Origin of the sequence: Alteromonas aestuariivivens (assembly GCF_003367475.1) — a bacterium.
Classification (GTDB): domain Bacteria; phylum Pseudomonadota; class Gammaproteobacteria; order Enterobacterales; family Alteromonadaceae; genus Alteromonas; species Alteromonas aestuariivivens.
The window spans coordinates 276,339-301,897 of the sequence record NZ_QRHA01000002.1 but is presented as its reverse complement, the minus strand read 5'-3'; the positions used below and the strand labels follow the sequence as shown (position 1 = coordinate 301,897).

The 25,559-nt window shown below is 49.4% G+C and carries 21 protein-coding genes; 6 read left to right on the top strand and 15 right to left on the bottom strand.

What is annotated here, in order from left to right; translation table 11 throughout:
* Positions 1-15 precede the first annotated feature (15 nt).
* Both DXV75_RS04140 and DXV75_RS04135 read right to left on the bottom strand, forming a co-directional pair.
* Positions 16-561, bottom strand: a complete 546-nt coding sequence (locus DXV75_RS04140; RefSeq protein WP_220272502.1) for a polysaccharide biosynthesis/export family protein — start codon at positions 559-561, stop codon at positions 16-18.
* On the bottom strand, positions 562-1,770 hold the full coding sequence (locus DXV75_RS04135; protein WP_181898348.1) for an outer membrane beta-barrel protein: 1,209 nt from the start codon (positions 1,768-1,770) through the stop codon (positions 562-564).
* A gap of 535 nt (positions 1,771-2,305) precedes the next feature.
* Between DXV75_RS04135 and DXV75_RS04130 the strand changes: the two genes are divergently transcribed.
* Complete coding sequence (locus tag DXV75_RS04130) at positions 2,306-3,757, top strand: undecaprenyl-phosphate glucose phosphotransferase (protein ID WP_115592116.1); 1,452 nt, start codon at positions 2,306-2,308, stop codon at positions 3,755-3,757.
* 75 nt (positions 3,758-3,832) lie between these two features.
* Here the strand turns inward: DXV75_RS04130 and DXV75_RS04125 are convergent, their stop codons facing one another.
* From DXV75_RS04125 to DXV75_RS04105, 5 genes are all read right to left on the bottom strand, one after another.
* Entirely contained in the window at positions 3,833-4,252 is a 420-nt protein-coding gene (locus DXV75_RS04125; RefSeq protein ID WP_181898347.1) for a lasso peptide biosynthesis protein, read from the bottom strand.
* A 650-nt stretch (positions 4,253-4,902) separates the two neighbouring features.
* Complete coding sequence (locus DXV75_RS04120; RefSeq protein WP_115592114.1) at positions 4,903-5,829, bottom strand: hypothetical protein; 927 nt, start codon at positions 5,827-5,829, stop codon at positions 4,903-4,905.
* Positions 5,822-6,493, bottom strand: a complete 672-nt coding sequence (locus tag DXV75_RS04115; protein WP_115592113.1) for a hypothetical protein — start codon at positions 6,491-6,493, stop codon at positions 5,822-5,824. Before DXV75_RS04115 ends, DXV75_RS04120 begins: the two co-directional genes overlap by 8 nt.
* Complete coding sequence (locus tag DXV75_RS04110) at positions 6,486-7,028, bottom strand: RNA polymerase sigma factor (RefSeq protein ID WP_115592112.1); 543 nt, start codon at positions 7,026-7,028, stop codon at positions 6,486-6,488. Before DXV75_RS04110 ends, DXV75_RS04115 begins: the two co-directional genes overlap by 8 nt.
* Positions 7,029-7,118: 90 nt before the next feature.
* Complete coding sequence (locus DXV75_RS04105; RefSeq protein ID WP_115592111.1) at positions 7,119-8,027, bottom strand: hydrogen peroxide-inducible genes activator; 909 nt, start codon at positions 8,025-8,027, stop codon at positions 7,119-7,121.
* 236 nt (positions 8,028-8,263) lie between these two features.
* Between DXV75_RS04105 and DXV75_RS04100 the strand changes: the two genes are divergently transcribed.
* Positions 8,264-9,241 carry a universal stress protein gene (locus DXV75_RS04100; RefSeq protein WP_115592110.1) on the top strand — a complete coding sequence of 326 codons (978 nt, stop codon included), beginning with the start codon at positions 8,264-8,266 and terminating at the stop codon, positions 9,239-9,241.
* A 45-nt stretch (positions 9,242-9,286) separates the two neighbouring features.
* Here DXV75_RS04100 and DXV75_RS04095 read toward each other — a convergent pair whose 3' ends face one another.
* From DXV75_RS04095 to DXV75_RS04075, 5 genes are all read right to left on the bottom strand, one after another.
* On the bottom strand, positions 9,287-10,558 hold the full coding sequence (locus tag DXV75_RS04095) for an inorganic phosphate transporter (RefSeq protein WP_115592109.1): 1,272 nt from the start codon (positions 10,556-10,558) through the stop codon (positions 9,287-9,289).
* 286 nt (positions 10,559-10,844) lie between these two features.
* The gene (phoU, locus tag DXV75_RS04090; RefSeq protein WP_115592108.1) at positions 10,845-11,561 is read right to left on the bottom strand and encodes a phosphate signaling complex protein PhoU; all 717 of its coding nucleotides are present in this window, start codon (positions 11,559-11,561) and stop codon (positions 10,845-10,847) included.
* 19 nt (positions 11,562-11,580) lie between these two features.
* Positions 11,581-12,387 carry a phosphate ABC transporter ATP-binding protein PstB gene (gene pstB / locus DXV75_RS04085; protein WP_115592107.1) on the bottom strand — a complete coding sequence of 269 codons (807 nt, stop codon included), beginning with the start codon at positions 12,385-12,387 and terminating at the stop codon, positions 11,581-11,583.
* Positions 12,388-12,395: 8 nt separating this feature from the next.
* Positions 12,396-13,970: a phosphate ABC transporter permease PstA gene (pstA, locus tag DXV75_RS04080; protein WP_115592106.1), complete on the bottom strand. Its 1,575-nt coding sequence runs from the start codon at positions 13,968-13,970 to the stop codon at positions 12,396-12,398.
* Complete coding sequence (locus DXV75_RS04075; protein ID WP_115592105.1) at positions 13,963-16,134, bottom strand: ABC transporter permease subunit; 2,172 nt, start codon at positions 16,132-16,134, stop codon at positions 13,963-13,965. Before DXV75_RS04075 ends, pstA begins: the two co-directional genes overlap by 8 nt.
* A gap of 170 nt (positions 16,135-16,304) precedes the next feature.
* Here DXV75_RS04075 and DXV75_RS04070 point away from each other — a divergent pair, with 170 nt between their 5' ends.
* The 3 genes from DXV75_RS04070 (at position 16,305) to ppx (ending at position 20,498) form a co-directional block, all read left to right on the top strand.
* Positions 16,305-16,814 (top strand): glycine cleavage system transcriptional repressor, encoded by a 510-nt coding sequence (locus tag DXV75_RS04070; RefSeq protein WP_115592104.1) that lies wholly within the window; start codon positions 16,305-16,307, stop codon positions 16,812-16,814.
* A gap of 76 nt (positions 16,815-16,890) precedes the next feature.
* On the top strand, positions 16,891-18,972 hold the full coding sequence (gene ppk1 / locus DXV75_RS04065) for a polyphosphate kinase 1 (RefSeq protein ID WP_115592103.1): 2,082 nt from the start codon (positions 16,891-16,893) through the stop codon (positions 18,970-18,972).
* Positions 18,969-20,498 carry an exopolyphosphatase gene (gene ppx / locus DXV75_RS04060; RefSeq protein ID WP_115592102.1) on the top strand — a complete coding sequence of 510 codons (1,530 nt, stop codon included), beginning with the start codon at positions 18,969-18,971 and terminating at the stop codon, positions 20,496-20,498. The genes ppk1 and ppx overlap by 4 nt, the downstream gene beginning before the upstream one ends.
* Positions 20,499-20,586: 88 nt before the next feature.
* Here ppx and DXV75_RS04055 read toward each other — a convergent pair whose 3' ends face one another.
* From DXV75_RS04055 to epd, 3 genes are all read right to left on the bottom strand, one after another.
* Positions 20,587-21,486 carry a fructose bisphosphate aldolase gene (locus tag DXV75_RS04055; protein ID WP_115592101.1) on the bottom strand — a complete coding sequence of 300 codons (900 nt, stop codon included), beginning with the start codon at positions 21,484-21,486 and terminating at the stop codon, positions 20,587-20,589.
* Between the two features lie 129 nt (positions 21,487-21,615).
* On the bottom strand, positions 21,616-22,791 hold the full coding sequence (locus DXV75_RS04050) for a phosphoglycerate kinase (RefSeq protein ID WP_115592100.1): 1,176 nt from the start codon (positions 22,789-22,791) through the stop codon (positions 21,616-21,618).
* 36 nt (positions 22,792-22,827) lie between these two features.
* Entirely contained in the window at positions 22,828-23,838 is a 1,011-nt protein-coding gene (epd, locus tag DXV75_RS04045) for an erythrose-4-phosphate dehydrogenase (RefSeq protein WP_115592099.1), read from the bottom strand.
* Between the two features lie 381 nt (positions 23,839-24,219).
* On the opposite strand from epd, the gene metK reads away from it, so the two are divergent.
* Positions 24,220-25,365, top strand: a complete 1,146-nt coding sequence (metK, locus tag DXV75_RS04040) for a methionine adenosyltransferase (RefSeq protein WP_115592190.1) — start codon at positions 24,220-24,222, stop codon at positions 25,363-25,365.
* The last annotated feature ends 194 nt before the right edge of the window (positions 25,366-25,559 follow it).

The following is a 25,559-nucleotide window of genomic DNA, read 5'->3' as shown; positions in this document are numbered from 1 at the left end:
CGTGAATAGGCGAGCTTAGAAAAAGCGCTGATTAACAGTAATAATATCCCCGGGTTGAATCATGCTGCTGACAGCCACCTCCAGGGTCTGCTTACCATTTCCCATATCCCGAATGATCTGGATATCAGACTTGGAAGCACGCTCCGTATAACCCCCTGCCAACGCGGCCGCCTTATTCACAGACAAACCTGGCTGATATGGATAACCTCCGGGTTTTTTAACTTCTCCGTCGATGAAAAACGGTCGGTACTCAACCATGGTTACGGAAACCGAGGGATTTACCAGGTAGTCCCCTCTTAACCCTTCATAAATCAGCGCCTCTACTTCCGAAAGTGTTAAACCAACCAGTTTCACTTCCCCCAAAAACGGGTAGCTGATTGTACCGACATCGGGAAGGCGGGTTTCCACCGACAATTGCTCCTCTCCATATACCTTTATGGCAATTTTGTCGCCCGCCCCAAGCCTGTACTGGCTCATACTAAGATTGCCCTGTTGCGCCTGGGAGCAGTACGTCAGAAAAAGCAGGCATATTCCGAATGCGAATTTCAATGAATTAACCATTTAAAGTGTTACCTTTGCAGTGATTCCGAAAATGTTTCGATCAAATTCAACCGATTCACGATTACTGCTTCGCGAAGACAAATGGTAATAAACCCCCAGATTAAGCCAGCGCCGAAAATCGTAACTGACCCCCATTCTGAGGTTGGACATTTTGTCCCGGCGATCGTCTTCAATTTCAAGATCACCAACATAGACGTTTTCGACGTAACGCAAGTCCAGATATGTAGAGAGGCGTTGCAACCAGGCGTGATCCCAGCGGACGCCATATTCCTGGCTGTCAATAAAGTCGCTCTCACCGTTCGTTTCCCGTGTGTCGGATAAAGTCGTTATTTCCACCGTTGAATAGGAAAGAGGATGCCAGCGAAGCCCAACCTCCCAGTCCAACCCCTCGAAATCCTCACGATCGGGTGAATCAAACTCCTTCGTCTCGTAGCCCACTTTTACGTAACTGGTGCTTGCAGGTGTTGACCCCCAGGTAAAACCGGCAAGCATCTTAGTGCGAACGCTGTCAAGAGAACGGGCCGTAGAGCGCGCAAGGTCGTAATTGACATCGGTGCGCCCCAGATCAATCACAAACCGGCTGCGGGTAGACAGGCGGTAATAAAGCTGCGCAGACAATTCTGTTGCCACCCTATCTCGATAAACATAATCCCCTTCATCAATATCGTAGTCCAAATTCATGTAATCCAGATTGACATCAACATTGGCAGCAGACTCACTGGACCCAAAAGAATACACACCAATGAGCCTGTTGGATTTAAACGTATCCGGTGAACCCAGCTCACTTCCTGAGCCATTGGAAAAGCGTCGGCCCCGATCATCGTGGCTGTCTTCAAAGCGATACTCACCCTTCAGACGGTGGCGGCTATTGATTTCATATTCGCTGAGAAGAGTGACAAAATTATCGGTGTAATTGTCAGCCTGGCTGGAGAAAAAAGTGCCTCGTGAAAGGTGGTAATCCAACTGTAGCTTATTTGCACCAATTTCTGTCGACATGAGCAAACCCGGTGCAAACACGGTGCGCCAGCTCTCTATCTGATCACCGGAATCACTGGAGTAGATAACATTATCAATATAGGAAAAGTCCGCTGATACCCTGGGGGTAAGATCAAAGGCTCCCAGTTCTATCTTGCCGGCGTCCTGTGCGATGACGCCCTGGGTGACTCCAGCCAGGTACACAATAACGACACTCAAGGTCCCTCTTAACATGGTATCTCCCGTCAGCGATGAGGACTCTGCAAAGCCCATTCAAGCTAACTTCAGCTTCGTGACGCTGTTCTGGTGGTTATGTAGACTTCTTACTGTTTGAAAGTGAAAGATATTTCCTGTGAATGAAACTCGTGACTCGCGAAACTGCGAAGATTCACAGACGCTCTACAAGTATTTACCCAAGCCAAAAATATGCCAGTAAAATTTTAAAATTAGCCTGATCGCGTACGGATTTCGTGACAAAATTTTTTTCGCATCTTTAATTTCTAAATCTCCAATCATGCACTAAGATTTAGCAATGTTTGTCTCAAACAGGGCAAACGTTCGCTCCATTAGAGAGCGCTGTAAAGTCCCGCAGTCTTACATTCACTATCCATTTCTGTAACTTATCGATACCTACTATAAAAATGGAATGCCTATTGCATTGGGATGTGTGAATAATGATAAAAATATCTTCCTTTTTTTTTTGTTCTTAATGGAAATGGATAACCGTTCAGTGCGAGTGACCGTGTAACCATTCGGAGAGAATGAAAGTATGGAAAATAATGTCTTACAGGGCCAGTTTCTCAAGAGTCAAACGGACCATGCGGAACAGGCTGGCATTACTATCAAGCACCAGAGTGGATTTTCGACTTTTTACCGCCTTATCGATATTTCTTGTATCACACTGTGCTTCTATTCAGCTGTTTTTTATTACGACCTCATCAATACGACAACCGGCCTGTTTATCCTTTTTATTAACGTTGTCGCGTTTCAACTGACGGCTGAAGCCATGGATTTGTACCGGTCCTGGCGAAGCAGTCATACCAGCTCAATGTTACGCTGTACCGGAATAACCTGGCTGGTCAGCAGTGTAGTTACTCTTACCGTTGGCTATTTCTTTGCTCATAGTCTGACGCTTTCACCAGCTATGGTAATGATGTGGTTCGCTTCCACCCTAACGCTACTTCTGTTTTGGCGCATGGGAATGCGGCAGGCACTGTTTAGAGTCAGAAAAAGTGGCTTAAACAGCCGCAGTGCTATCATTATCGGCGCCACCCACATAGGTTATGATATGGCCCTGCAAATGGTGGAAAACAGTCATTTGGGGATCCATTTTACCGGCATTTACGATGACCGGGTAGAAGAGCGCCTTGGCCATGAATTCAAAAACCAGATCAAAGGAGGTATCGACGATGCCATTGAGCTGGCTAAGAATCATGGTGTGGATTACATATACATTGCTCTGCCCACCGCAGCTGAAAGCCGGATCAAACATATTTTGGAAAAATGCAGCGATACCACAGCGAATGTCTACATCATCCCCAATTTTTTCGTTTACACGTTAATCAACTCACGTTGGCAAACCGTCGGAAACGTGCAGGCTCTGAGTGTGTATGATACGCCGTTTCAGGGCACCAATGACTTCCTCAAGCGTCTTGAAGACATCATAATCAGTGCACTCATACTTCTGGTTCTGGCCATTCCGATGCTGATAATTGGAGCCGCAGTCAAGCTGTCGTCACCCGGCCCGGTTATCTTCAAGCAAAAGCGTTATGGCCTTGATGGCAAGGAAATTACCGTTTATAAGTTTCGCTCCATGACAACCCAGGACAACGGCGAACGGGTGGTTCAAGCTAAAAGGAACGACCCCAGAGTTACCAGAGTCGGTGCTTTTCTCAGACGCACTTCGCTTGATGAGTTGCCGCAGTTCATTAATGTTCTGCAAGGGCGGATGTCTATCGTTGGTCCTAGGCCGCATGCGGTAGCCCACAACGAGCAGTACCGTAAGCTGATCACAGGTTACATGCTCAGACACAAGGTCCGCCCGGGTATTACTGGCTGGGCTCAGGTGAATGGTCTGCGTGGAGAAACAGAAACCGTCAATAAAATGGTCAAGCGGGTGGAATACGATTTGGATTACATGCACCGCTGGTCGGTGTGGTTTGATATGAAAATCATTTTGATGACTATCATTGGCGGTTTTTCCGGCAAAAACGCCTACTAACCGAACAGAAAAAAGCGCCTCAACGGCGCTTTTTTTATCTCTTCCGGAAGTTTTGTGTTCACTGACAATTGATGGCTACAGTAAAAAAGCCAGCCAATCGATTCCTTTCGGTTTACTTAGATCCAGTTCCTTGTATTTAGCAATTTCACTGGGATTTTCATTTAGAAGCTTACCACCCACATCCAGCCAGCATTTTACCTTGGTATCGCCTAACTTCGAATAAGCACCAAAGTGCAACGTTGCCGGCACCCCATTTCGTACCAGCATCTCACGCTGCACCACACAGCGTCTCAGCGAATTAAGCTTGAAAAGATGATGGTCTGCCGCGAGATCCACCTGTTTGATCAGTGCCATTGGGTCAATCCCCTCACTGGAGGAGATCACCAAATCATGACAAGGACTAACGACTTCATGGCGCCAGACAGAATACGCCCGATAATTGATGGTCAGGTGCCATTTGGCCAATTTAAACCAAGCAACCAAAAACCATTTCATTTCCTGCCCGGAAGAGTTTCGAGACTGTCGCGAATTAATCACTGACCAGTTAACTCCATAAAACCAATTAGCTACTATATTCAATAACATAATCTAACATCTTTTGTTCTTTAAAACCTAGATACCCAACTCCATGGTAGGTAGGTTTCAACTGCAGCAGGCCAGCAAGGCTGCGAAATTCCATACAAACACCGTTACCCGGTAGCCCTTACACTAGGTTGATCCACGCACAAAGGCTGCGCATCCCTCAGTTCGGATAAGTGTTTTCCTGTTGCGAGATTACACACAGATTGACAGTCCGCACAGGCCATTTCTGATGCCAGCCAGCGCAGAAATCCGTCAGCGTACTTCGCGGGATACTAGCACTCACATTGGAGTCATAAGGTATATTTGTTTATATTTTGAGCAAAAGATAATAACTATGAAGGAAGGCAGGAGCGTGCATTCATTTGCAATAAATGCCCTCTACCTGAGGTAAATTACCAGCGCCTGTATTTCGTGGTGTTGGACTGATTAGGCCGATTTCCGTAAATAATAAGAGGCTTTGATCAGTAACGAAATACCAGTAACTTACCCTGATCAAAAAATAGCATAAATCTGGCCAAATAAAAGCAAAGCCGCATAAAACGGCTTTGACATTTTCTTAATAATTAAAACTCGTAAACCTGTGCAGAAGCGAGCAGCTTTGACTCGTCGATTTTTTCCGACGCACATTGCTTGACCTTCGATTTACTGAAGACATACACCCGGTCATTTCGCTCCCTACCCTGAGTTGTTAGAGAGAAATCCTTTAATACAAAACTGATATGTTCATTATCTGGCAATTCCCTCAACCCGGCACCAAAGCGACAAAGGGCATCACCAATACTGGACTCAAAATTCGCCAGAAACGTTTTATAAGCCTGTTGCTGAGCCTGCTTCTGCTGTTCCAGCTTGGCTTGTTGCCGCTGCTCTATTTCATCTGCATGCTGCTTTATCTCACGCTCCTTGCTGTCCAGTTGGGCCAGTTCCTGTTCAAGCTCATTCAAATCCTCGCGTATTTCCTTCTGACGCTTATCCTGAGCCTGGCGAAGTTCAAATTCCAGATCCCGTTTTTGTCGGTCCAGCTCCCTTCGCTCCCATGCCATCTCACGACTCCGGTCACGAAGTTCACGTAACTCTTCGTGCGTTTCCCTGAATGACTCCTCAACCTCGCGAATGGCATTTTCTGCAATACTTTCCCACTCCTGAACTATCTCAATATCCTCATCGCCATCCATGATTGAAATATGAGCTAAAGGCGCGGGAGGTATCAGCGACATTATCTCCGACCATCCTCCCCAACCGGCAGACGTGTCGGTGGTAGTGACTTCAAATACCACCCCCTGATTAAGTAGGTAGGTTGCATCAAGTTTACGATAACGTACTTCCTGACGTTTGGAGTGCTGTTTAAGTACTGTGTCCAGTACGCCTGTCATGATTTCCAGTTCCTGATTCAGTTCCTTCATGTCGGCGCTGAAGGCGTGTGCACTCAGACAGGCAGACAAAACCACACTCAGACCGGCTTGTTTTGCTATGCGATTCATTCGTTTAGTCATCGTTTAACTCCATTGGCGTATTTGTGACCGTATAATCAGTACTGATGGCACTAATTTCTTGTTGTAAATGATTGATCTGGCGGGCAACGAAGCGCTGATCATCGGTACGTTGCTGATTAATGAACTTAACCAGCTCTGCAAAATCTTCACGTCTTTCCTTGCGGCTGGAACTCAGCAGGTATTGCGTCAGCTGTGCGCTGTTTTGTTGTTGCTGGGTGTTCAACGCGTCCAGATACTGTGTGAGCAGGGTCTGGCTGGATTGCTGATAGGTTTCCAGGCGAGTATCCACTATTGCCGCAACGGCATCTGCATCGGGCACTCTTGCAAATCCCATCGACAGCTTGCTACCTGATACCTCAACGTGAAAGCCACTGACAACCATAACCATTGCAACTAATGACATAGTCATTGATGCAATGGGTAACCCCTGCCACTGCCACCATCTAGGAGCATCGTCCGACAAAAACGTAGCAGATTTGTTCCAGTCAGGTACCGACAATTGCTCAAACTGTTCGGCCCCCATCGCGATGCGGCTGGCGGTTTCAACTAACCCGGCAAATGCGGCATCATGCAAACATAAATATTCGAATTCGTTGCGTTCGTCTTCAGTAAGCTGTTGGTCAAGCCATTTACTGATCAACACCTGTTGTTTTGAATCAGACATTTTCAACCTCCAAATCCAGTTTCAGTTTTGACAGCGCACTATAAAGACGGGATTTCACGGTATTGGGTGACAATCCCATCTGTTGCGCAATTTCGTCAAAAGTAAACTGCCCGAAAAATTTCAATTCAATGACGGCTTTCTGGGTAAGCGGTAAATTCTGCATCGCTCTGGTAAGCGCCTTGCTGACGTGGTCACTCAGTATTTCCCCCTCAGGGCAGGGAGCTGTACTCACCGGCTCGGGCACATCTTCCAACCCCTGCTCCGGGCGCCAGCGACGATAGAATTCAATGCATCGATAATGAGCAACACGAAATAGCCAGCTTTTGAAGCTTCCCTCAGCCCGGAAATTTTCCAGACTGCGAAAAACAGACATAAAAATATCCTGCATCAAATCGGCTGCGTCATGTGCGTTACCGGTCATACGCACACCATAGTGATAAACCGAGGATTCATACCGTTTAATCAGCGTAAACCACGCCTTTTTATTGCCTTTGAGCGCCTTCTGAATCAAGTGTTCATCACTTTTTTCAAACACAATTTCTTCCCTTTAAAATCACCGATTGAACTCGGCATGCCTGTATAGTCGAAGCTGAATCAAAAAAAGTTTGGCTGATTTGGTATTTTTTTATTTGAGCGCAGGTACGGGCAACAAAGGAGCAATCAGTTCACCGACTCGTCGAAACAAACGCATTCGTGTAGTCCCCGAACGCCAAACCAGACCGACTTCGCGGTAGGCATTTTGTTCAGCAGGAAAAACCTTAACGTGAGTGTTATTCAGAATCTGCTGGTTTAATGCCAGCTCCGGAAGAAATGTATATCCAAGCTTACTGTTTGCCAGCTGCACGAGCGTATACAGACTGCTTGCCGCCAGACTGCTAACCTGCTCACGGTGCTGAAGGCCACAGGCACTCACTGCGTGCCCAGTCATACAATGTTCATTTTGCAGCAAAAAAATGCTGTTTTTAGGTAGGCACCCAATATCCAGCGGATCCGGTAAGGCCTCGGCGAGGTCCTGATGGGCAACCAGATGAAAGGGATCATGGCCAAGAACCATTTGTTTACACCCAGGCGTTTCCATAGGCAAAGCCAGAATGAGCAGGTCCAGTCTTCCGTCGGCCAGCTGCTGAAGTAAGTTGCTGGTGGTATCTTCCTGCATCTCCACATTCAGTTCAGGCAGGAAAGCGCGGAATCCGCCAATCATTCCCTCGAATATGAATGGGGCGATGGTAGGAATGACGCCAAGTTTAAGCGCCCCCTTCTCCCAATTACCGGCATTTTGGGCGTACTCAACCAGCTCCCCTGCCTCCTGAAGCAGTACTTTACTGCGCTCCACCACTTCCAGCCCCAGCGAAGTGAACACAAAGGTCTTGTGTTCCCTCTCCAGCAACTGACTTTGGAAATGCTCTTCAAGATTCTGGATCGCCGTGCTCAAGGTTGACTGACTGACATTGCAACGCTGCGCGGCGCGGTGGAAATGCTGTTCCTGATGCAGCGTAACCAGGTAATGCAAGTGTCTGAGATTTGGCCACTTCATAACTAACCTTTATGATTAAAAATGTTGTTTTTAATCTAGCATGCTAATCAAGAAATCCCCAGATGCAATGCTGGATGCTGCGTCTAAGCCCAGTCATTAAAGATTCACCCAATCTCAACGCCGAATCTGCAATGTCGCTATATACTTATCTTTTGACGAGCTACAAAAGCGATAAGCACTGCAGGGTGAACAACCCAAAATCAGTCTGAAAGGAAACGCAGTGATGGGAGAGAATCATGAGCGGACACTTTAAGAATATCCTTTGCGTTCTGAGCGATACCCACGACCAGGATGAGGTAATTGAACAAGCCATCCATATAGCCAAAAGCCATCAGGCGAAACTTACCGTCTTACTGGCGCTGGAGTCGTTACCTCCTACTGCCAGCATGGTTATGGAATCCTTTACCTACCTTGAATCTGAACGCAATATCGGGAGCGCGGCCGAAAGTTGGCTGTCTGATAAACTCAACAACTGGTCAGGTGATTATCCGATAGCAGGAAAGGTCAGTTTTGGTCATCCCTTTATCAAGATCATCAGTAAGGTGGTGAAGGAATCACATGATCTTGTTATCAAGTTATCCGACTCCGATTTCCCGCCCGACCGACTCGGCAGCGAAGACATGCGACTGTTTCGAAAGTGTCCCTGTCCAGTGTGGGTTGTCCGTCACGGACAAAACCGGAAATACCAATCCGTAGTTGCGGCACTGGATTTGAATTACCACTATCCCGCGCATGAAATTTCAGTGCGCAAAAAACTCAACATGGACATTCTTCGCCACGCTACCCATATTGCCCTGCTTGAGTTCGCGCAGCTTAAAGTAGTGCACGTGTTTGATTCGGTTCCGCAGCACATTCTCCGGGAGGGCTTTATCAGTGTTGATGAAGATGCACTGGACAGCGACCTTACGGCAATACATCAGGAGCGTGAAAATGAACTGGAGTCCCTTTTCAGCGAGCTGGAGAAAGAACTGGAGCCGGAAGTTATGGATTACCTCAAACCCCAGCGCGTGATAGTACACGGCTATCCACGGCGGGAGATTGCGGCCACTGCGGCATCACTTGGAGCAGATGTGGTTGTACTGGGAACTGTTGCACGCCTGGGCGTACCGGGCTTTATCATGGGAGGCACTGCAGAAGAAACCATTCAGCAGTTGCATTGTGCGGTAGTTGGAATCAAGCCGGAGGGGTTTGAAACCCCCGTGGAGATTGAATAATCCGGCACGGGGGCTTTAAAGAGACGGGTTGGTGACCCTTTAAGGTCACGCTACCCCAAATGCCGCTTTAAGAATGAAGAAGAAAATTACAGAAAGAATGGCACCCGCAGGCAGGGTTACTACCCATGAAATTGCAATGGTGCGCACGATACTGAAATTCAGTGCAGAAACGCCCCTGGCCAAACCAACACCCAGAACAGCTCCTACCAGGGTCTGCGTGGTGGAGATTGGCAGCCCGGTACCGGATGCAATTACCACTGTACAGGCCGCGGCCAGTTCGGCAGCAAAGCCACGGCTTGGCGTCAGATGAGTAATGCCCTGGCCGATGGTTTTGATAACCCGGTGGCCAAACAACGCCAGACCTGCAACGATACCGATACCGCCAAGCGGCAGGATCCATGGTGCAAGTGTGGAGCTGGCGTTGATCTGCCCACCACTGGAAACCACGCTAACAACAGCAGCCAAAGGCCCGATGGCATTTGCTACGTCGTTTGAACCATGAGCGAACGCCATACAACAGGCTGTCACAACCATCAGGACCGCAAATACCTTTTCCACGTTGGCAGTTTGCAGATCCGGATCATCCGAATGGCTGAAGGTCAGTTTTCTGATAAACATCATACCAATGATTGCAACAAGAATTGCAATACCGATAGCAAGCAGATAACCGTTGGTCGAGGAAATCTCAAGACCTACGTGCTTAAGCCCTTTCTTGATGGTCACAAGTGACATTACAAAGCCTGCCAGGGCCATATAAAAAGGCACATAACGACGGGCATTGGCAAAAGGTGTTGCCGTATTGAAGATCAGCTTGTGGGCGCTCATATAGATGAGGTAGGCAATGATGCCTGAAATCGCGGGAGTAACTATCCAGCTCCCCACAATACCGCCAACTTTGCCCCATGCCACTGCATCTACGCTTACCGCAGCCGCGGTAAATCCGATGATAGCTCCAATAATGGAGTGCGTTGTAGAAACCGGCCAGCCTAACCAGGACGCCACTGCCAGCCAGATGCCTGCTGCCAGAAGCGAGGCAATCATGCCCAGCACCAGATATTCGGGTATGTCGGTAAAGTAACCCGCGTCGATAATGCCTTTTCTGATCGTGGAGGTAACTTCACCACCCGCCAGATAAGCACCGGCGAATTCAAATACCATAGCAATCAGAATTGCCTGTTTGATGGTAAGTGCTTTAGAACCTACTGACGTGCCCATAGCATTGGCAACATCATTTGCGCCAATGCCCCAAGCCATAACAAAGCCGACAACGGCCGCCATTATGATGAGGATCAGGCCATAACTTTGAATTAATTCCACAAGAATCGCTCCTGAATTATCTGCAATTCAAGTAAGACAACGCCAGATGACGAAGCAAACTTTGATGCCTTAATTGGCAGGGGTTAATGTAAACAAACATTTTTAATCCGAGCATAAATCTAGACTAAATTTCATACTAAACTCGTTGAGTTGCGGCGCATAATAGCTTAATCATGCACGAGACCATAGTGGAAAATCGTCGAATTTCGTTAAATTACCACAAACCCGCACACAGCCGATGATAATAGCGGCAAATGTTTCAGTTTTATGACAAGCCAAAAAAAATTCAGCTTAAATTTTCAATTTTTTGCTGCATATTTTCCAACGGCATGTGTCTCACATCCTGCCCTCTTGTTAACGACACCACATATTCACAAAGGTTTTTACAACGGTCACCAATTCGTTCCAGCGAACGCAATGCCCAGAGTATTTCCAGCCAGTCCTGCATCCCTTCCGAACTGCGTTCCATTTCTTCTGTTGTGTAGGTGAGCAGCCGCTTGTACTCCCTGTCTATTCGGTTATCCTGTTCATAAACCTGCAAGGCTGACTGTTCATCCTGGCGGGCAAGCGCGTCAAAAGTGCCCCGCATCATCGCCACAACACGCTCACCAATTAACAGCATACTGCTCTGAATGGATTTTGACGCCGGCAACTTATTCTTTGTGACCAAACGTGCAATCCGTTCAATTTCGTCCCCCATTCGCTCAATGTCGGTAATGGCTTTGGAAATCGTCATGATCATACGCAAGTCCGAAGCTGTTGGATGACGTTTGGCAATTATCCTCAAACACTCCTCATCAATCTGGATTTCCATTGAATTGATTTTCAGATCATTGAGCACAACCTTTTCAGCCAGTCCGGCGTTATTGGTGCGAATGGCTTTGAGCGTATCTATCAATTGTTGCTCAACTTCGCCGCCCATGGTCAGAACGGAATTCCGCAAATTCTCCAGTTCAGTGTTGAACTTACCGGAGATGTGAGTATTAAGCGCAACCTGACGCATTGATTATCCTAATCGCCTGCTAGCCGTATCGGCCTGTTATGTAATCTTCGGTTTGTTTCTTATGCGGCATGGTAAACAAACTGTCGCTGTCTGAGTACTCGATCAAGCGCCCCTGGTGAAGGAAGGCGGTATAATCGGAAACCCGGGCAGCCTGCTGCATGTTATGTGTGACTATTATAATGCTGCAGCGCTTTTTCAGTCCCGCCATCAGCTCTTCTATATATAGGGTGGTCAATGGGTCCAACGCAGATGTTGGTTCATCCAGCAGCAAAATATCCGGCTTCAAAGCCAAAGCCCGGGCTATCACCAGGCGTTGCTGCTGCCCTCCGGACAATACCTGTGCACTCTCAAACAGCCGGTCTTTCACTTCATCCCATAATGCCGCATCCACCAATGCCTGTTCGACGGTATCGTCCAGCTGCCTGCGACCATTTACCCCCTGCAGTCTAAGACCATAGCAGACATTTTCATAAATGCTTAGCGGGAACGGATTAGGGCGTTGAAAGACCATACCTACCTGGGTCCGCAGCCGGGATACATTTTCCTTTTTGTGATTGATATCACGGCCACCGAGAATGATTTCTCCCTGATAGCGGCAGCCGCTGATCAGGTCGTTCATACGGTTAAAGCAGCTGATAAGCGTGGATTTCCCACACCCGCTCTGGCCTATAAGAGCAGTGATACGATGTTTGGGGATCCGCATACTGATGTCGTTTAGGACCGGTTTGTCAGAAAATTGCAGACTCAAATTTCTGACCTCTATGGCCGTCTCCTCATCGGAAAGCCGTTTAACATCCAGATGTTCATGTTCAAATAGTTTCAGCATGACTTGGGTTAGCCCTGTTGGTATTTCTTTCTAAGCCGCATTCGCATAACAACCGCCAAAAGGTTGAGAATAAACACCACCAGCAATAGCAGCAGGCAGGTAGCAAACATCATCGACGATCCTTTCACATCAGTCTGACTGTGAAAAGCGCCGTCGTAAATCAGCACACCAAGGTGCATAAACTGGCGGTCGAGGTGCAGATATGGGAACTCGCCGTCAATTGGCAGATTAGGAGCAAACTTTACCGCACCGACCAGCATAAGCGGGGCAACCTCTCCGGCTGCACGGGCAATGGCCAGTATTACCCCTGTCATAATCCCCGGAGACGCGATTGGCAGAATGGTACGCATAACCGTTTCAGCTTTGGTAGCGCCGAGCGCATAGCTGCCCGCTTTGAGCCCCTCAGGTACCCTGCGAAGCCCTTCTTCCGTTGCCACAATAACTACCGGTAAGGTCAGAATAGCCATGGTAAGCGAGGCCCAGAACAATCCGGGCGTCCCCATGGTGGGAGCGGGCAATTTGTGGCTGAAAAACAAGGTATCGATATTGCCACCGACCGCGTACACAAAGAAACCCAGCCCGAATACCCCGTACACGATCGACGGTACGCCAGCCATATTGCTGACACTGATTCGGATAACTGAAGTCAGCGCGTTGTTGGGTGCATATTCACTCAGATATACTGCTGCCATAACACCAAAAGGAGTGACGATCAGAGTCATAACAAACACCATCAATACGGTACCAAACAGAGCCGGGAAGACACCTCCGGCCGTATTAGCCTGCTTGGGAGCTTCCGTAAGAAACCGGCCTATTGCAGTCAGCGTAGCCTGCCACTTCTGCCAATAGGACAGCCGCCCTGAGCGCACGATTTCATCAATATCACCAAGAGCAAGATCAAACCGCTCACCGTCAGCGAAAGCCACTGTCAGCCGATATTGGTTACGCTGTATTTCAAGCTCGGATATCAGCCCCTGCCACTTATTAAAGTCGCGGGATAAACGGATTCTTGCCGGAGCATCTGCGGCAACATTGCGCATATCCAACTCTGAAAGCTGCTGATGAATATCCGACAATCGCTCTGTGCGGATGACCTCAATCTGGTTTGTTATCCGCTGCACTTCTTCCTGCATTAAGGAATAGTCTTCTAGGGCCCTTTCTTCACGCTCTGCAGATTGCAGCGACAATGGCTCCGCCAGCACGGTACGCCCATCGGTAAGGGTAATCAGCGCTCCATCATCTGCGGCTTGCAAACCTGAGATCTGAGTCGCTTCCAGCATCGCCTGGTTTCCATATGGAAAATCACGGTTGCTGTATTTAAACCAGATAACTTCGCTGCCGGATCGGGAAAACTCATTGCGAATTTGCATGTAAGCCTTAACCGGAGCCGATTCATCCGACAACCTAAATTCCCCTTTGAAAATGGTTGCCGGCCAGAAATAGGTCGCGCCACGGGAAACAATTATCAATAACAGACAGCCCAGGGCAATGGTCAGTAACAAAGCCATAAATGCGCTGAAACTGATGGCAAAAGACTGTTTCTGAACCGAAGAAAACCAGTGCGAGGGCGAAAACCTAGACATACCGGATTTGCCTCCTCAACCGCTGGCGTAACAGTTCAGCACAGGTATTCACTATAAACGTGAAAGCGAACAATATGCAGGCAGTGAAAAACAGTATCTGATAATGCACACTGCCAACATCCGCTTCGGGCAATTCTATGGCCAGGTTTGCCGTCAAGGCACGTAAGCCTTCGAACAGGTCCCAACTGGAGACCGGAGTATTGCCGGTAACCATCAGTACTATCATGGTCTCGCCAAAAGCTCGCCCAAAGCCTAGCATGATAGCCGCCAGCACACCGGGCATCGCCACCTTTAACACCACATGCTGGAGTGTCTGCAAACGGGTTGCTCCGAGAGCGAAGGAAGCCAGTTTGAGTTCCTTGGGTACCCCCGCTATGGCATCCTCAGCCAGTGAATAAATACTCGGCGAAATGGCCACACCCAGGGCGATTGCCACCACCAGAGTATTTTTCCCTGCCGGACTGCCAAATTGAGCCGTAAGCTGCTGAAAATCCTGCACCCCGGCAAAATGAAAAAACCAACCCGGGGCCATAAAAAAGCACACATACCCTAGCAAGAGCACCACACCACCACTCAACAGCACCCCAGTCCCTTCCTTTGTATTTACTGGTATACGGCGGGCTACCTTCGGTTGTACCAGCGCAAATAGAAACAGTGCCAGTGGCACTACAAGTACAAAGAGGGCGAATGAAAACAGAAAGGATTCGGCCAGAGGTGCAAGCCAGATGGCGGCAATAAAACCAATCAGAACCGAGGGAATGGCTTCCAGTAACTCTATTGTGGGTTTGAGGCCCTGCCGGACTCGACTGGTAGCAAAGTAGGCGGTATAGACTGCTGCTCCAACAGACATTGGAATGGCAATGACCAGCGCCATTAGAGACGCTTTGAGGCTGCCCATCAAAAGCGGCACTATGCTGTATTTGGCTTCCTGGTAATCGGAGGCGCTGGTTGTCTGCCACACCGTTTCGGACTGCAGATAGCCCTCGTAGGTTTGCGCTTCGAATAACGAAGACCAGGTGGTAAAGCCGGACAGGTTCTGAATCTGCCAAATGTCTATATGCTGCTGGCCGTAGGTGTACAACCGCTTTCCAAACCAGGACATTCCGCTCGCTGGCACAGACATTTCAGACACCGACAACACCTCTCCGGTGATTCGGTTTATCAACATAACCTTGCCCTTACTTGTCAGCAATGCCATGGCATTGCTGCTGGCGTGCGGTACCGCCATCAGAGGTGTTGTCCCGGGTTCCAGCGAAATCTGGTAGGTGGGGGCGTAGCTTAGCTGGCCATGTTCGTTCTGGAGAACCCAGCGCGTAATATTCCCCTGCTCATCTGCTATCAGCACGGAACGGTCTTTGGGCAGGCTTTGCCACCAGACAACCGGAGACTCGAGCGCCAGGGGGTGCGCCAAATTGGTCTTCAAATCGACCACACTCAACTGCTCTTCTGACTCTACCAGCGTCTGGCGGGTGCCTGGCAGTGGCAACACGTTTACACCTGCCGGGTAAACCCGATCTGCGCGTTGGGTTGGCGTCCTTATGTTCACCCAACGGAGGAAAATTTCATCTCTTTGCCGAATTTGCACTACCACCCATTTATCAGCCAGCCAAATCTGCCAGGATTCACGCTGCTGCCAACGCGCCTCGGGAATCGAAAAGGAAATCACAGTCTGCTCTACCGTGGAAGCCGGTTCATCCATCGGAAAGGCCGTTTGGGAATCAGTGGCCAACGCCTGGGATTGCAGTGCCCGTTCGTCAACAATACGCACCTGCCCACTGGGGGAGATATCAACCAGAAAATGCAGCCCCTGCGCGGTAACAACGCCCAATTCATGCCCACAAGGACGCACATAATCCCGGTTTCGTCTCAGCACCCCATTTTTATTGGTGTAGAACGATAACCGGCAACCTTCGCGCGCGGTGATTAGAGGCTGTCCGGCGACGATATCACCAGCTGCCAGGATCCGGTCTCTCTCAGTCAGCCGCAGTTGCTGGGCTGGCTCCAGCTTTGGCGTATACGCCAAAGGCATGGCCTGATAGATGAGGTGTACAATCAAGATAACCAGGGTTAACAAAACCAGACCGCCAAAAGCGCTGACCAGCACTCTTACAAAGGAGTCGGTTCGATCCCGCACTTTCTGTCGAAGTTCAGGGGGAGAGTTCATTGTTCCATAACAAAAAATAAGGCTGAAATTGCACTGGTTAGCGGCCAATGATGTGGTATTTTAGTAGTTAATATCAAGCGAAAGTTTGGCACTAATCAGCCTTGGGGCACTCAAACAACAATACGGTCTGGGTAGTATGCAGCCCGACCACAAATAATCGGGAGTGACACATGCAATCCATCGTCATCACTATCATGGGCAAAGACAAGCCCGGCTTGGTCGACGCTGTCGCGAAATGCGTTTATCAGCATCAGGGAAACTGGCAGGGCAGCAGCTTTGCCAGAATGGCGGGAATGTTTACCGGATTTGTGGAGATTCACGTACCGGAAAACAGCCACCAGGCTTTAGTCAGAGCGCTCGACAGCATTCCGGATCTTACCGTTCAGTCTGTGACGGTTGCTCACACTCCGTCTTCCTATCAGGAAACGCTGGCGGTTGAAGTAATGGGCAACGACAAACCCGGCATTGTTCAGGAACTCACCAACATTCTTAATCAGTTTAATCTCAATATCGAATCGTTTGACTCCCGCTGCGAGAGTGCGCCGAACTGGGGAAGCCTGATGTTTAAGGCCCGCGCCGTAATCGGCGTACCGGAAGATTTTGACAGTCAATCCCTGCAATCGGCGCTGGAATCCATTTCCAACGATCTGGTTGTTGACATTGGTTCGTCGTGCCAATAGTGGCGGGCTGTCACAATCCTGTCACGCTTTGCTGGCAGGCTTGCGCCATTTATTCATAAATTTCAGTTAGTAAATCATGGATCCTATAGAGCTATATTATCCCAAAGAACTGAGTTGGCTTTCGTTCAATGAACGAGTTCTGCAGGAAGCCGCCGATAAAAATACCCCCGCAATTGAGCGCATTCGTTTCCTGGGTATTTACTCCAACAATCTTGACGAGTTTTACCGGGTCAGGGCAGCCGACGTAAAACGTCAGATCACCATCGCCCAGAATGATGGCAATGAGCAGGAGGCCCGGGATAAAATGCGCCTGATGGAAGAAATTCAGGCCAAAGTTGTCCAGTTGTCTGAAAAGTTTGATGCCATTCACAAAGATGTGCTCAAAGCCATAGCCCGCTACAACATTTATATGCTGCGTAAGAACGACCTCAACGACTATCAGAAAAAGTGGCTGAAAAATTTTTTCGTGAACAAGGTTTTGCGGCACATTGCACCGATTCTGATTGATAAAAAGACTGACCTGCTCAGCCGTTTGAACGGGACGGCTGTTTACCTTTATGTGGCGATACGGCGTGAAGGGCGCACCACCCGATTTGCCGCAGTACAGGTGCCCACTTCGGAAATGTCACGCTTTGTGCTGATACCGCCGGAAAAAAGTCGCAAGAAAAAGCACATTATTTTGCTGGATGACATTATTCAGCTGTGTCTGGAAGAGATATTCAGAGGTTTCGTTAAATTCGACAGCCTGGAAGCCTATTCATTTAAAATGACCCGCGACGCGGAGTATTCCATTAACGACGAAATCGATGAAAGCTACGTAGAAAAAATGTCTGAGAGCATGAAACAGAGGTTGATTGCTGAACCCGTGCGGGTCATCTACGACCATGCCATGCCCAAGGACATGGTTCAGGATCTTCGCAAACGGCTGCGCATTACCTCACTGGACACCATGCACGCCGCTGGTCACTATCGCAATTTCAAGGATTTCATCGGTTTCCCGAATGTAGGCCGGGAATATCTTGAACATGCGCCAATGCCGGCTATCGATACCAAGGCATTCTCGCAGTACAACACCGTATTTGACGCCATCACGGCTCACGATATCCTGCTGCATTATCCTTACCACCGTTTTCTGCATTTCACCGAATTCGTACGCCAGGCAGCATTTGACCCCAGTGTACGCACCATTCGCATCAATATTTACCGGGTGGCCAGTAATTCCCGCATCATCAACTCCCTGATTGACGCGGTAGATAACGGCAAAAAAGTCACGGTGGTTGTGGAATTGCGGGCCCGCTTTGACGAAGAAGCCAATATTGAGTGGTCTAAACGCATGACCGATGCTGGGATCCGGGTGGTTCTTGGTGTTCCAACCCTTAAAATTCACAGCAAGGTTTGTGTGGTAAGCCGTGAAGAGCGGGGCTCACTGATTCATTACGCCCATTTCGGAACCGGAAACTTTAACGAGAAAACCGCCAAAATCTATACCGACTTCAGCCTGTTTACCCGCAATCAGGAACTGGCCGAAGAAGCGGTGTCGGTTTTCGATTTGATCCAATACCCCTACCGCCGCTATAAATTCCAGCATCTGCAAATTTCGCCGTTGAATGCGCGCACCAAAATACAATCGCTGATAAGGCAGGAAATCCAGCACCTGAATGAAGGTAGAAAGGCGCAAATTACATTTAAGATCAATAACCTGGTGGACAAGGAACTGATCGACGATTTGTACCGGGCAAGCCAGGCAGGAATAAAAATTCGTGGCATTGTCAGGGGCATGTGCTCCCTGGTGCCAGGGCTTCCGGGGATAAGCGAAAACATCAAGCTGACGTCCATCGTAGACCGTTATCTTGAACACCCCAGAGTCATGGTGTTTGAAGGCGGCGGCGAGCGCAAGGTGTTTATTTCCTCTGCCGACTGGATGACCCGAAACATGGACAACCGCATTGAAGTCGGCTGCCCTATTTACGACAAACGGCTGCAGCAGCAAATCGTCGACATTCTGGAACTTCAGTTCCGGGATACCCTGAAAGCCCGTGAAATTGACAAGCTGCAGACCAACCGCTACGTTCGTCGGGGCAATCGCAAGAAGCTTCGCTCGCAGATAGAAATCTACGAATATCTCAAAAAACTCGAAGAGACCAAGCCCCATACATGAACCAACATCAAACCGCTTTCGAAGGCGTAGCATCCAGAGAAGTCAGCAAAGTTGCAGCTTTGGATATCGGCTCGAACAGTTTTCACCTCGTAGTAGCCCGGATTTTGGCAGGCTCGGTTCAGATTGTTCACAGAGTCAAACAAAAGGTGCGGCTGGCTGACGGCTTGTGCGAAGACAACATTCTGTCTCAGGAAGCCATCGAGCGTGGCGTGAACATGCTCAAAATCGTAGCCCACAGCCTGCAGGGGTTTGAACCCGATTCAGTGCGAATTGTGGCCACCCATACCTTGCGCAAGGCGGTCAATGCCCGGGAGTTTTTGGAAGCTGCCAAAGAAGTGCTGCCGTACCCTATTGAAATCATCTCCGGTACCGAAGAGGCCCGCCTTATCTATTCAGGAGTAGCGCACACCAATCATGTGGACGGCAAAAAACTGGTGGTCGACATTGGCGGTGGCTCCACTGAGTTTGTCATCGGTCAGGGGTTTGACCCCTTATTATGCCGAAGCCTGCAAATGGGATGCGTGAGTTACACCCAGCGCTTTTTCAAATCCGGTGCGCTGACAGCAAAAGCGTTTAAACAGGCCATCACGGCCGCCGAGCAGGAACTGGAACTTATTGAGGGCAAATACCGCAATCTCGGGTGGAGCCAGTGCATAGGCACTTCAGGGACCATCCGCACGCTTTGCAATTTGAGTCAGCAGTTTCGCTCTAACAGCCATGATATTCCGGTCACCCTGAAATGTCTGATGCAACTGATGAAGCAGTTTATTGACGCGGGCCACACCGACAACCTCACCCTGCAGGGGCTTAGTGACGATCGCCGGACCGTTGTCGCGGCCGGACTTGCCATATTGATCGGTATTTTCAAGGCACTGAAGATTGAGTCAATGACCTTTTCTGCCGCCGCATTGAGGGAGGGTGTAATCTACCAGATGGAGGATGAACTGAATCATGCAGACATCCGCGGCAGAACCGCTTCCAGCCTGGCCACCCGCTACGACGTTGATACCAATCAGGCCAATATGGTACTCAATACCACACTGACACTGTTCGACCGGCTTTGCGGACCATGGAAACTGCGGCACCGTGACTTTCGCAGCATGTTGGGCTGGGCCGCCCTGCTTCATGAAGTAGGATTACAAATCAATTCAAGAGGCGTTCAACGGCACTCCGGCTACATTCTGGCTAATGTGGACATGCCCGGGTTTACCCAGGAACAGCAGGAATTACTCGCGACCCTGGTGCGTACCCACCGCAAAAAAATCAGGGCGCAGGATGTGGTGGCGTTTTTTCAGTACAATTCCGATTCGGTAAAAAAGCTGATCGCCCTCCTACGCCTGGGTTGTCTGCTGAATATCAAGCGTCAGGAATCCTTTGTACCCGAGTTTGACGTTGAAGCCAGTGACAATAGCTGCACACTGCGTTTTCCTTCAGGATGGTTGGACGAACGCCCAATTATGGCGGCAGATTTGGCGCTGGAAGTCGGATACTGGCAGCCTCTCGGTCTCGAACTGGTAATTGCTTAGCCTCCACAACCGGCAGCCATAACCAGCGAGCCTGTTAAACCGCACGGACAGTGTTTTTGCTGCCCGTGCTGTTGGTTTTCCTGCCAGGTCAGGTACCCGAGGCCCGGAATATTCCATCAATTGCTTCATGCAGAGTAGCATCAAACTCTGCCTGACTCTGCTGAGCGGAAATACCTTCTGTCAGTGCACGGGAAAAACTGGCAATCATTCCATTATTTTCTGCCAGTTTGGTATTCGCATCCTCGCGGCTATAGCCACCTGACAAGGCGACCACTTTGATTACCCGCGGGTGTTCAATCAGTTCACGGTAAAAGTTAGCCTTCGAAGGTAACGTCAGCTTGAGCATAACCAGCTGATCGTCATCCAGCAGGTTTAGCTGAGTAAGAATTTCCTGCTTCAACAAAGCTTCCGCGTCGGCTTTTTGCGGGCTGTGAATGTCAACCTCTGGCTCAATAATAGGCACAAGGCCTGCTGCCAGAATTTGCCGGCCAATGGCAAACTGCTGTTCAGTCACCGCCTTTATTCCCTGCGGATTGGCCATTTTGATCACCGACCGCATCTTTGTACCGAAAACGTCCTTCTGATTGGCCTTTTCAAGCAACGCGTCAAGCCCGCTTATGGGCTTCATTTGCTGCACACCATCAGCTTCATCCGCCAGGCCTTTATCTACTTTGAGAAAAGGTACTATGTGCTTTTTTTGCCATAGGTACTGAGAGGTGGGGAGCCCTTCGATGTCTCTGTCCAATGTATTTTCAAACAGAATCGCACCCAGGATGCGATCTCCATTGAAAACCTCACTGGTAATGATGCGGGTACGCATTTCATGCACCAAATCAAACATTTCCCCATCATTTTGATAGGACGTCTCGTCAATGCCGTAAAGTTTTAATGCCTTTGGAGTACTGCCACCACTTTGATCAAGGGCAGCGATAAATCCGGGAGCGGATGTGATTTTTTCAAGCATAGCTTGCTGAGTTTGTGATGCCATTCGCAACACTCCTTTTTGTAGTCTGCCTGAAAGGCAGGTGTAGGGTATTTTTTAGGTTGATGTACTTCACTGTTTCATCAACTGAGCGGGCCCCGGATAAAACCGGGGAACCGCCGTTGGGCCTGGTTTTTATTGATTTTTTTGTTCCAGTACCGCAACTGCCGGCAGCACTTTACCTTCCAGAAATTCCAGGAAAGCACCGCCACCGGTGGAGATATAGGAAATTTTATCAGCGATTTGATATTTATCTACCGCTGCCAGTGTGTCTCCACCGCCCGCAATCGAAAATGCATCGCTATTGGCAATCGCTTCAGCAATGGCCTTGGTTCCGGCGCTGAACTGTTCAAACTCAAACACGCCAACAGGGCCATTCCAGACGATGGTGCCGGCCTTTTTAAGAATCTCCACCAGCACCTGAATCGAATCCGGGCCAATATCAAAAACCATGTCCTCAGCACCGATTTCATTCACGGCCTTTAAGGTCGCCGGCGTAGATTCCGAGAATTCTGTACCTACTACCACATCCGTAGGCACTGGTATATCACCGCCGTTGGCCTGCGCCTGGCTGATCAGCCGGTTTGCCTCTTCAACCAAATCCATCTCAACCAGGGATTTGCCCACTTCGTGCCCCTGAGCGGCAATAAAGGTGTTGGCAATTCCTCCGCCAACAATAAGCTGATCAACTTTGTCAGCAAGAGAATCCAGCACCGTTAGCTTGGTGGAAACCTTTGAGCCACCAACGATAGCTACCATTGGCCGCGCAGGATTGTCCAGCGCCTTGGCAAGCGCTTCCAACTCCGCCGCCAGCAATGGGCCGGCACAGGCCTTGGGCGCGAATTTCGCCACACCATGAGTAGACGCCTGGGCGCGGTGGGCAGTCCCGAAGGCATCCATTACAAACAAATCACACAATGCTGCATATTGTTTTGCAAGGGTTTCGTCGTCCTTCTTCTCACCCGGATTGAAGCGCACATTTTCCAGTATCACCAACTCGCCGGGGGAAACCTCAACGCCATCGAGGTAATCCTTAACCAGCCTCACCGGAAGTCCCAAAGCCTCATTGAGGTAATCCACTACTGGTTGCAGAGAAAACTCCTCCGCGGGCTCACCTTCGGTAGGGCGGCCCAGATGTGACATCACCATTACTGCAGCACCTCCATCCAGCGCCGCTTTAATGGTGGGAATAGATGCTTTTATACGAGCGTCTGAAGTGACTTTGCCGTCTTTAACCGGCACGTTGAGATCCTGACGGATCAACACCCGTAGCCCCTGCAACGAAAAGTCATTCATACTTGGAATTGCCATAGAGTTCACCTTATTTTCAGTCTTGTCTGTATTCTGTTAACCGATCTTGTGCATCGCCAGTGTGGTATCCAGCATGCGATTTGCAAACCCCCATTCATTGTCACACCACACCAAGGTTTTCACCAGTTGGCCGTGGCTGACCCGTGTCTGGGTCCCATCCACGATGCAGGAATGGGGGTCATGATTAAAATCCACCGATACCAGCGGTTCTTCGGTATACCCCAGTATACCGGCCAGTCGTCCTTCGCGAGCCTGCTTGAGAGCCCCATTCACTTTGTCTATGGTAACCGGCGTCTGAAGCGTCACGCTTAAATCCATTGCCGTAACATTGATGGTAGGGACCCTTACCGCAATGGCTTCAAACTTCCCGGCAAATTTGGGCAGTATACGCTCTATCCCCCTGGCAAGCCGGGTATCAACCGGAATAATTGACTGACTCGCCGCCCGGGTAAGCCGCAAATCTTCATGATAAGCATCGATTACCTGCTGGTCATGCATAGAAGAATGAATAGTCGTAATGGTACCGCTGAGAACGCCAAACGCTGCATCCAGTGCCTGGATCACCGGCACGATACAGTTTGTCGTACAGGAACCGTTGGAAACCAGCCGGTGCTCCGGCGCAAGCGTGTGCTCATTGCTGCCAAAGATAATGGTATTGTCCAGGTCCGGACTGCCGGGCTGAGAAAACAGTACCTTTTTGGCACCGGCCGACAAATGCATTTCTCCGGCACGGCGATCATCATGAACGCCAGTGCACTCAAGTACGATATCAACACCAAGCGCTTCCCAGGGCAACCGCGTTACTTCCGGCTCAGCCAGCAATCCGATTGGATCGCCAGCAACCCAGAGTGTTTTACCTTCAAGATTTACGTCAAATGCAAAACGCCCGTGAGCTGTATCATATTTCAGCAAGTGCGCAATACCTTCAGGTTTGGCAATATCATTGATTGCAACAACCTGTATCTGGCGATTACGGCCTGTTTCATACAAGGCTCTCAGCACATTGCGCCCAATGCGACCAAAGCCGTTAATGGCAATTCTGACCATTCAATACCGCCTGTGGACCAGAGTAATAATAAAAAATTTGAAATTTCAGCCACTGCCCGAACAAAGTTGACACTGAGGCACACCCAGAACGGAACAATGAATACTATTGAATCATACCGACGACCTGATTAAGCATCGGCAATTCCGGAATGAACCTAATGACTGGCGCTATTCTCACCCATGAATCACAGCAGTTCAATGCCTTAAGCTTTTCCCCCCGGAGAAAATACGACACTGCTATACTGTTGGCTTGGTAGCACACAGCCTGTCAACTTTACGCAACAAATAGACTTTTAGACGTCCAGAAGTAAAGACTGGTATTTAAATAGGGATCGGGTACAATATCGCAAATCCTGAATGACCAACCGTTACGGAGCATTTATGGCAACTCATTTATTCACGTCCGAATCCGTCTCTGAGGGCCATCCGGACAAAATTGCCGACCAAATTTCTGATGCAGTACTGGATGCAATCCTTGAGCAGGACTCCCGCGCGAGGGTAGCCTGTGAAACCTTCGTTAAAACCGGCATGGTGCTGGTAGGCGGAGAGATCACCACCTCAGCCTGGGTAGACATCGAGGAACTGACCCGCAAAACCGTGCGCGATATCGGTTACACCCACTCCGATATGGGTTTTGATGCCGACTCCTGTGCGGTTTTAAATGCCATTGGCAAGCAATCACCCGATATCAATCAGGGCGTTGATCGCCAGACTCCGGAAGAACAGGGTGCCGGTGATCAGGGTTTGATGTTCGGTTACGCCAGTGACGAAACCGATGTGCTAATGCCTGCTCCTGTCACTTATGCCCACCGTCTGGTGCAGAAGCAGGCCGAAGTAAGGAAATCCGGGCAGCTCGAATGGTTGCGTCCTGATGCCAAAAGCCAGGTCACGTTTATTTATGAAAATGACGTGCCCGTGGGCATCGATGCCGTGGTACTTTCTACCCAGCATTGTGACAGCGTCTCGACTCAAACAGTACGCGAAGCGGTAATGGAAGAAATCATTAAACCGGTGCTTCCTGCTGAGTGGCTCAAGCCCGAAACCCGATTCCACATTAATCCCACCGGGCGTTTTGTAATTGGTGGCCCGATGGGTGATTGCGGCCTGACCGGCCGTAAAATCATTGTAGACACCTACGGTGGTATGGCACGACACGGCGGCGGCGCATTCTCTGGAAAAGATCCGTCCAAGGTAGACCGTTCTGCGGCTTACGCTGGGCGCTATGTTGCAAAGAACATTGTTGCAGCAGGGCTGGCCAAACGCTGTGAGATCCAGGTTTCTTATGCCATTGGTGTGGCAGAGCCCACTTCCATCAGCATTGAGACGTTCGGCACCGGCATCGTGGATGAAAAGACCTTGGTTGCATTAGTCAGAGAACATTTTGACCTGCGCCCGTACGGCCTTATTCAGATGCTGGATTTGGAGCGGCCCATCTACCGTGCAACGGCAGCTTACGGTCACTTTGGCCGCAATGAATTTCCGTGGGAAGCCACCGATAAAGCTGAAGCGCTTCGCGCATCCGTTTAACCGACTACAAAGAACGACTCCGTTGTCCGGCAAACATTTGGCGGACAACGGCTAGTATTGTGCTCACGCCCTCTTCCCCTTCGCCCCCCGATTCCTGAACAGACATCATTTAAATATAAAAAATTTGCTAAGTGCATTTCCAAGTCTGTCGTTGCCATCTACACTGAAAAATAAAACCCCTGTTGCGGTAACTT

Coding starts and splice junctions, on each gene's coding strand:
- phoU (WP_115592108.1), bottom strand. CDS start 11,561: ATGCGTCAGGTTGCGCTTAATACTCACATCTCCGGTAAGTTCAACACT.
- ppx (WP_115592102.1), top strand. CDS start 18,969: ATGAACCAACATCAAACCGCTTTCGAAGGCGTAGCATCCAGAGAAGTC.
- DXV75_RS04075 (WP_115592105.1), bottom strand. CDS start 16,134: ATGAACTCTCCCCCTGAACTTCGACAGAAAGTGCGGGATCGAACCGAC.
- DXV75_RS04120 (WP_115592114.1), bottom strand. CDS start 5,829: ATGACTAAACGAATGAATCGCATAGCAAAACAAGCCGGTCTGAGTGTG.
- DXV75_RS04055 (WP_115592101.1), bottom strand. CDS start 21,486: ATGGCATCACAAACTCAGCAAGCTATGCTTGAAAAAATCACATCCGCT.
- DXV75_RS04100 (WP_115592110.1), top strand. CDS start 8,264: ATGAGCGGACACTTTAAGAATATCCTTTGCGTTCTGAGCGATACCCAC.
- DXV75_RS04105 (WP_115592111.1), bottom strand. CDS start 8,027: ATGAAGTGGCCAAATCTCAGACACTTGCATTACCTGGTTACGCTGCAT.
- metK (WP_115592190.1), top strand. CDS start 24,220: ATGGCAACTCATTTATTCACGTCCGAATCCGTCTCTGAGGGCCATCCG.
- pstB (WP_115592107.1), bottom strand. CDS start 12,387: ATGCTGAAACTATTTGAACATGAACATCTGGATGTTAAACGGCTTTCC.
- pstA (WP_115592106.1), bottom strand. CDS start 13,970: ATGTCTAGGTTTTCGCCCTCGCACTGGTTTTCTTCGGTTCAGAAACAG.
- DXV75_RS04140 (WP_220272502.1), bottom strand. CDS start 561: ATGGTTAATTCATTGAAATTCGCATTCGGAATATGCCTGCTTTTTCTG.
- DXV75_RS04070 (WP_115592104.1), top strand. CDS start 16,305: ATGCAATCCATCGTCATCACTATCATGGGCAAAGACAAGCCCGGCTTG.
- DXV75_RS04130 (WP_115592116.1), top strand. CDS start 2,306: ATGGAAAATAATGTCTTACAGGGCCAGTTTCTCAAGAGTCAAACGGAC.
- epd (WP_115592099.1), bottom strand. CDS start 23,838: ATGGTCAGAATTGCCATTAACGGCTTTGGTCGCATTGGGCGCAATGTG.
- DXV75_RS04050 (WP_115592100.1), bottom strand. CDS start 22,791: ATGGCAATTCCAAGTATGAATGACTTTTCGTTGCAGGGGCTACGGGTG.
- DXV75_RS04125 (WP_181898347.1), bottom strand. CDS start 4,252: ATGAAATGGTTTTTGGTTGCTTGGTTTAAATTGGCCAAATGGCACCTG.
- DXV75_RS04115 (WP_115592113.1), bottom strand. CDS start 6,493: ATGTCTGATTCAAAACAACAGGTGTTGATCAGTAAATGGCTTGACCAA.
- ppk1 (WP_115592103.1), top strand. CDS start 16,891: ATGGATCCTATAGAGCTATATTATCCCAAAGAACTGAGTTGGCTTTCG.
- DXV75_RS04135 (WP_181898348.1), bottom strand. CDS start 1,770: ATGTTAAGAGGGACCTTGAGTGTCGTTATTGTGTACCTGGCTGGAGTC.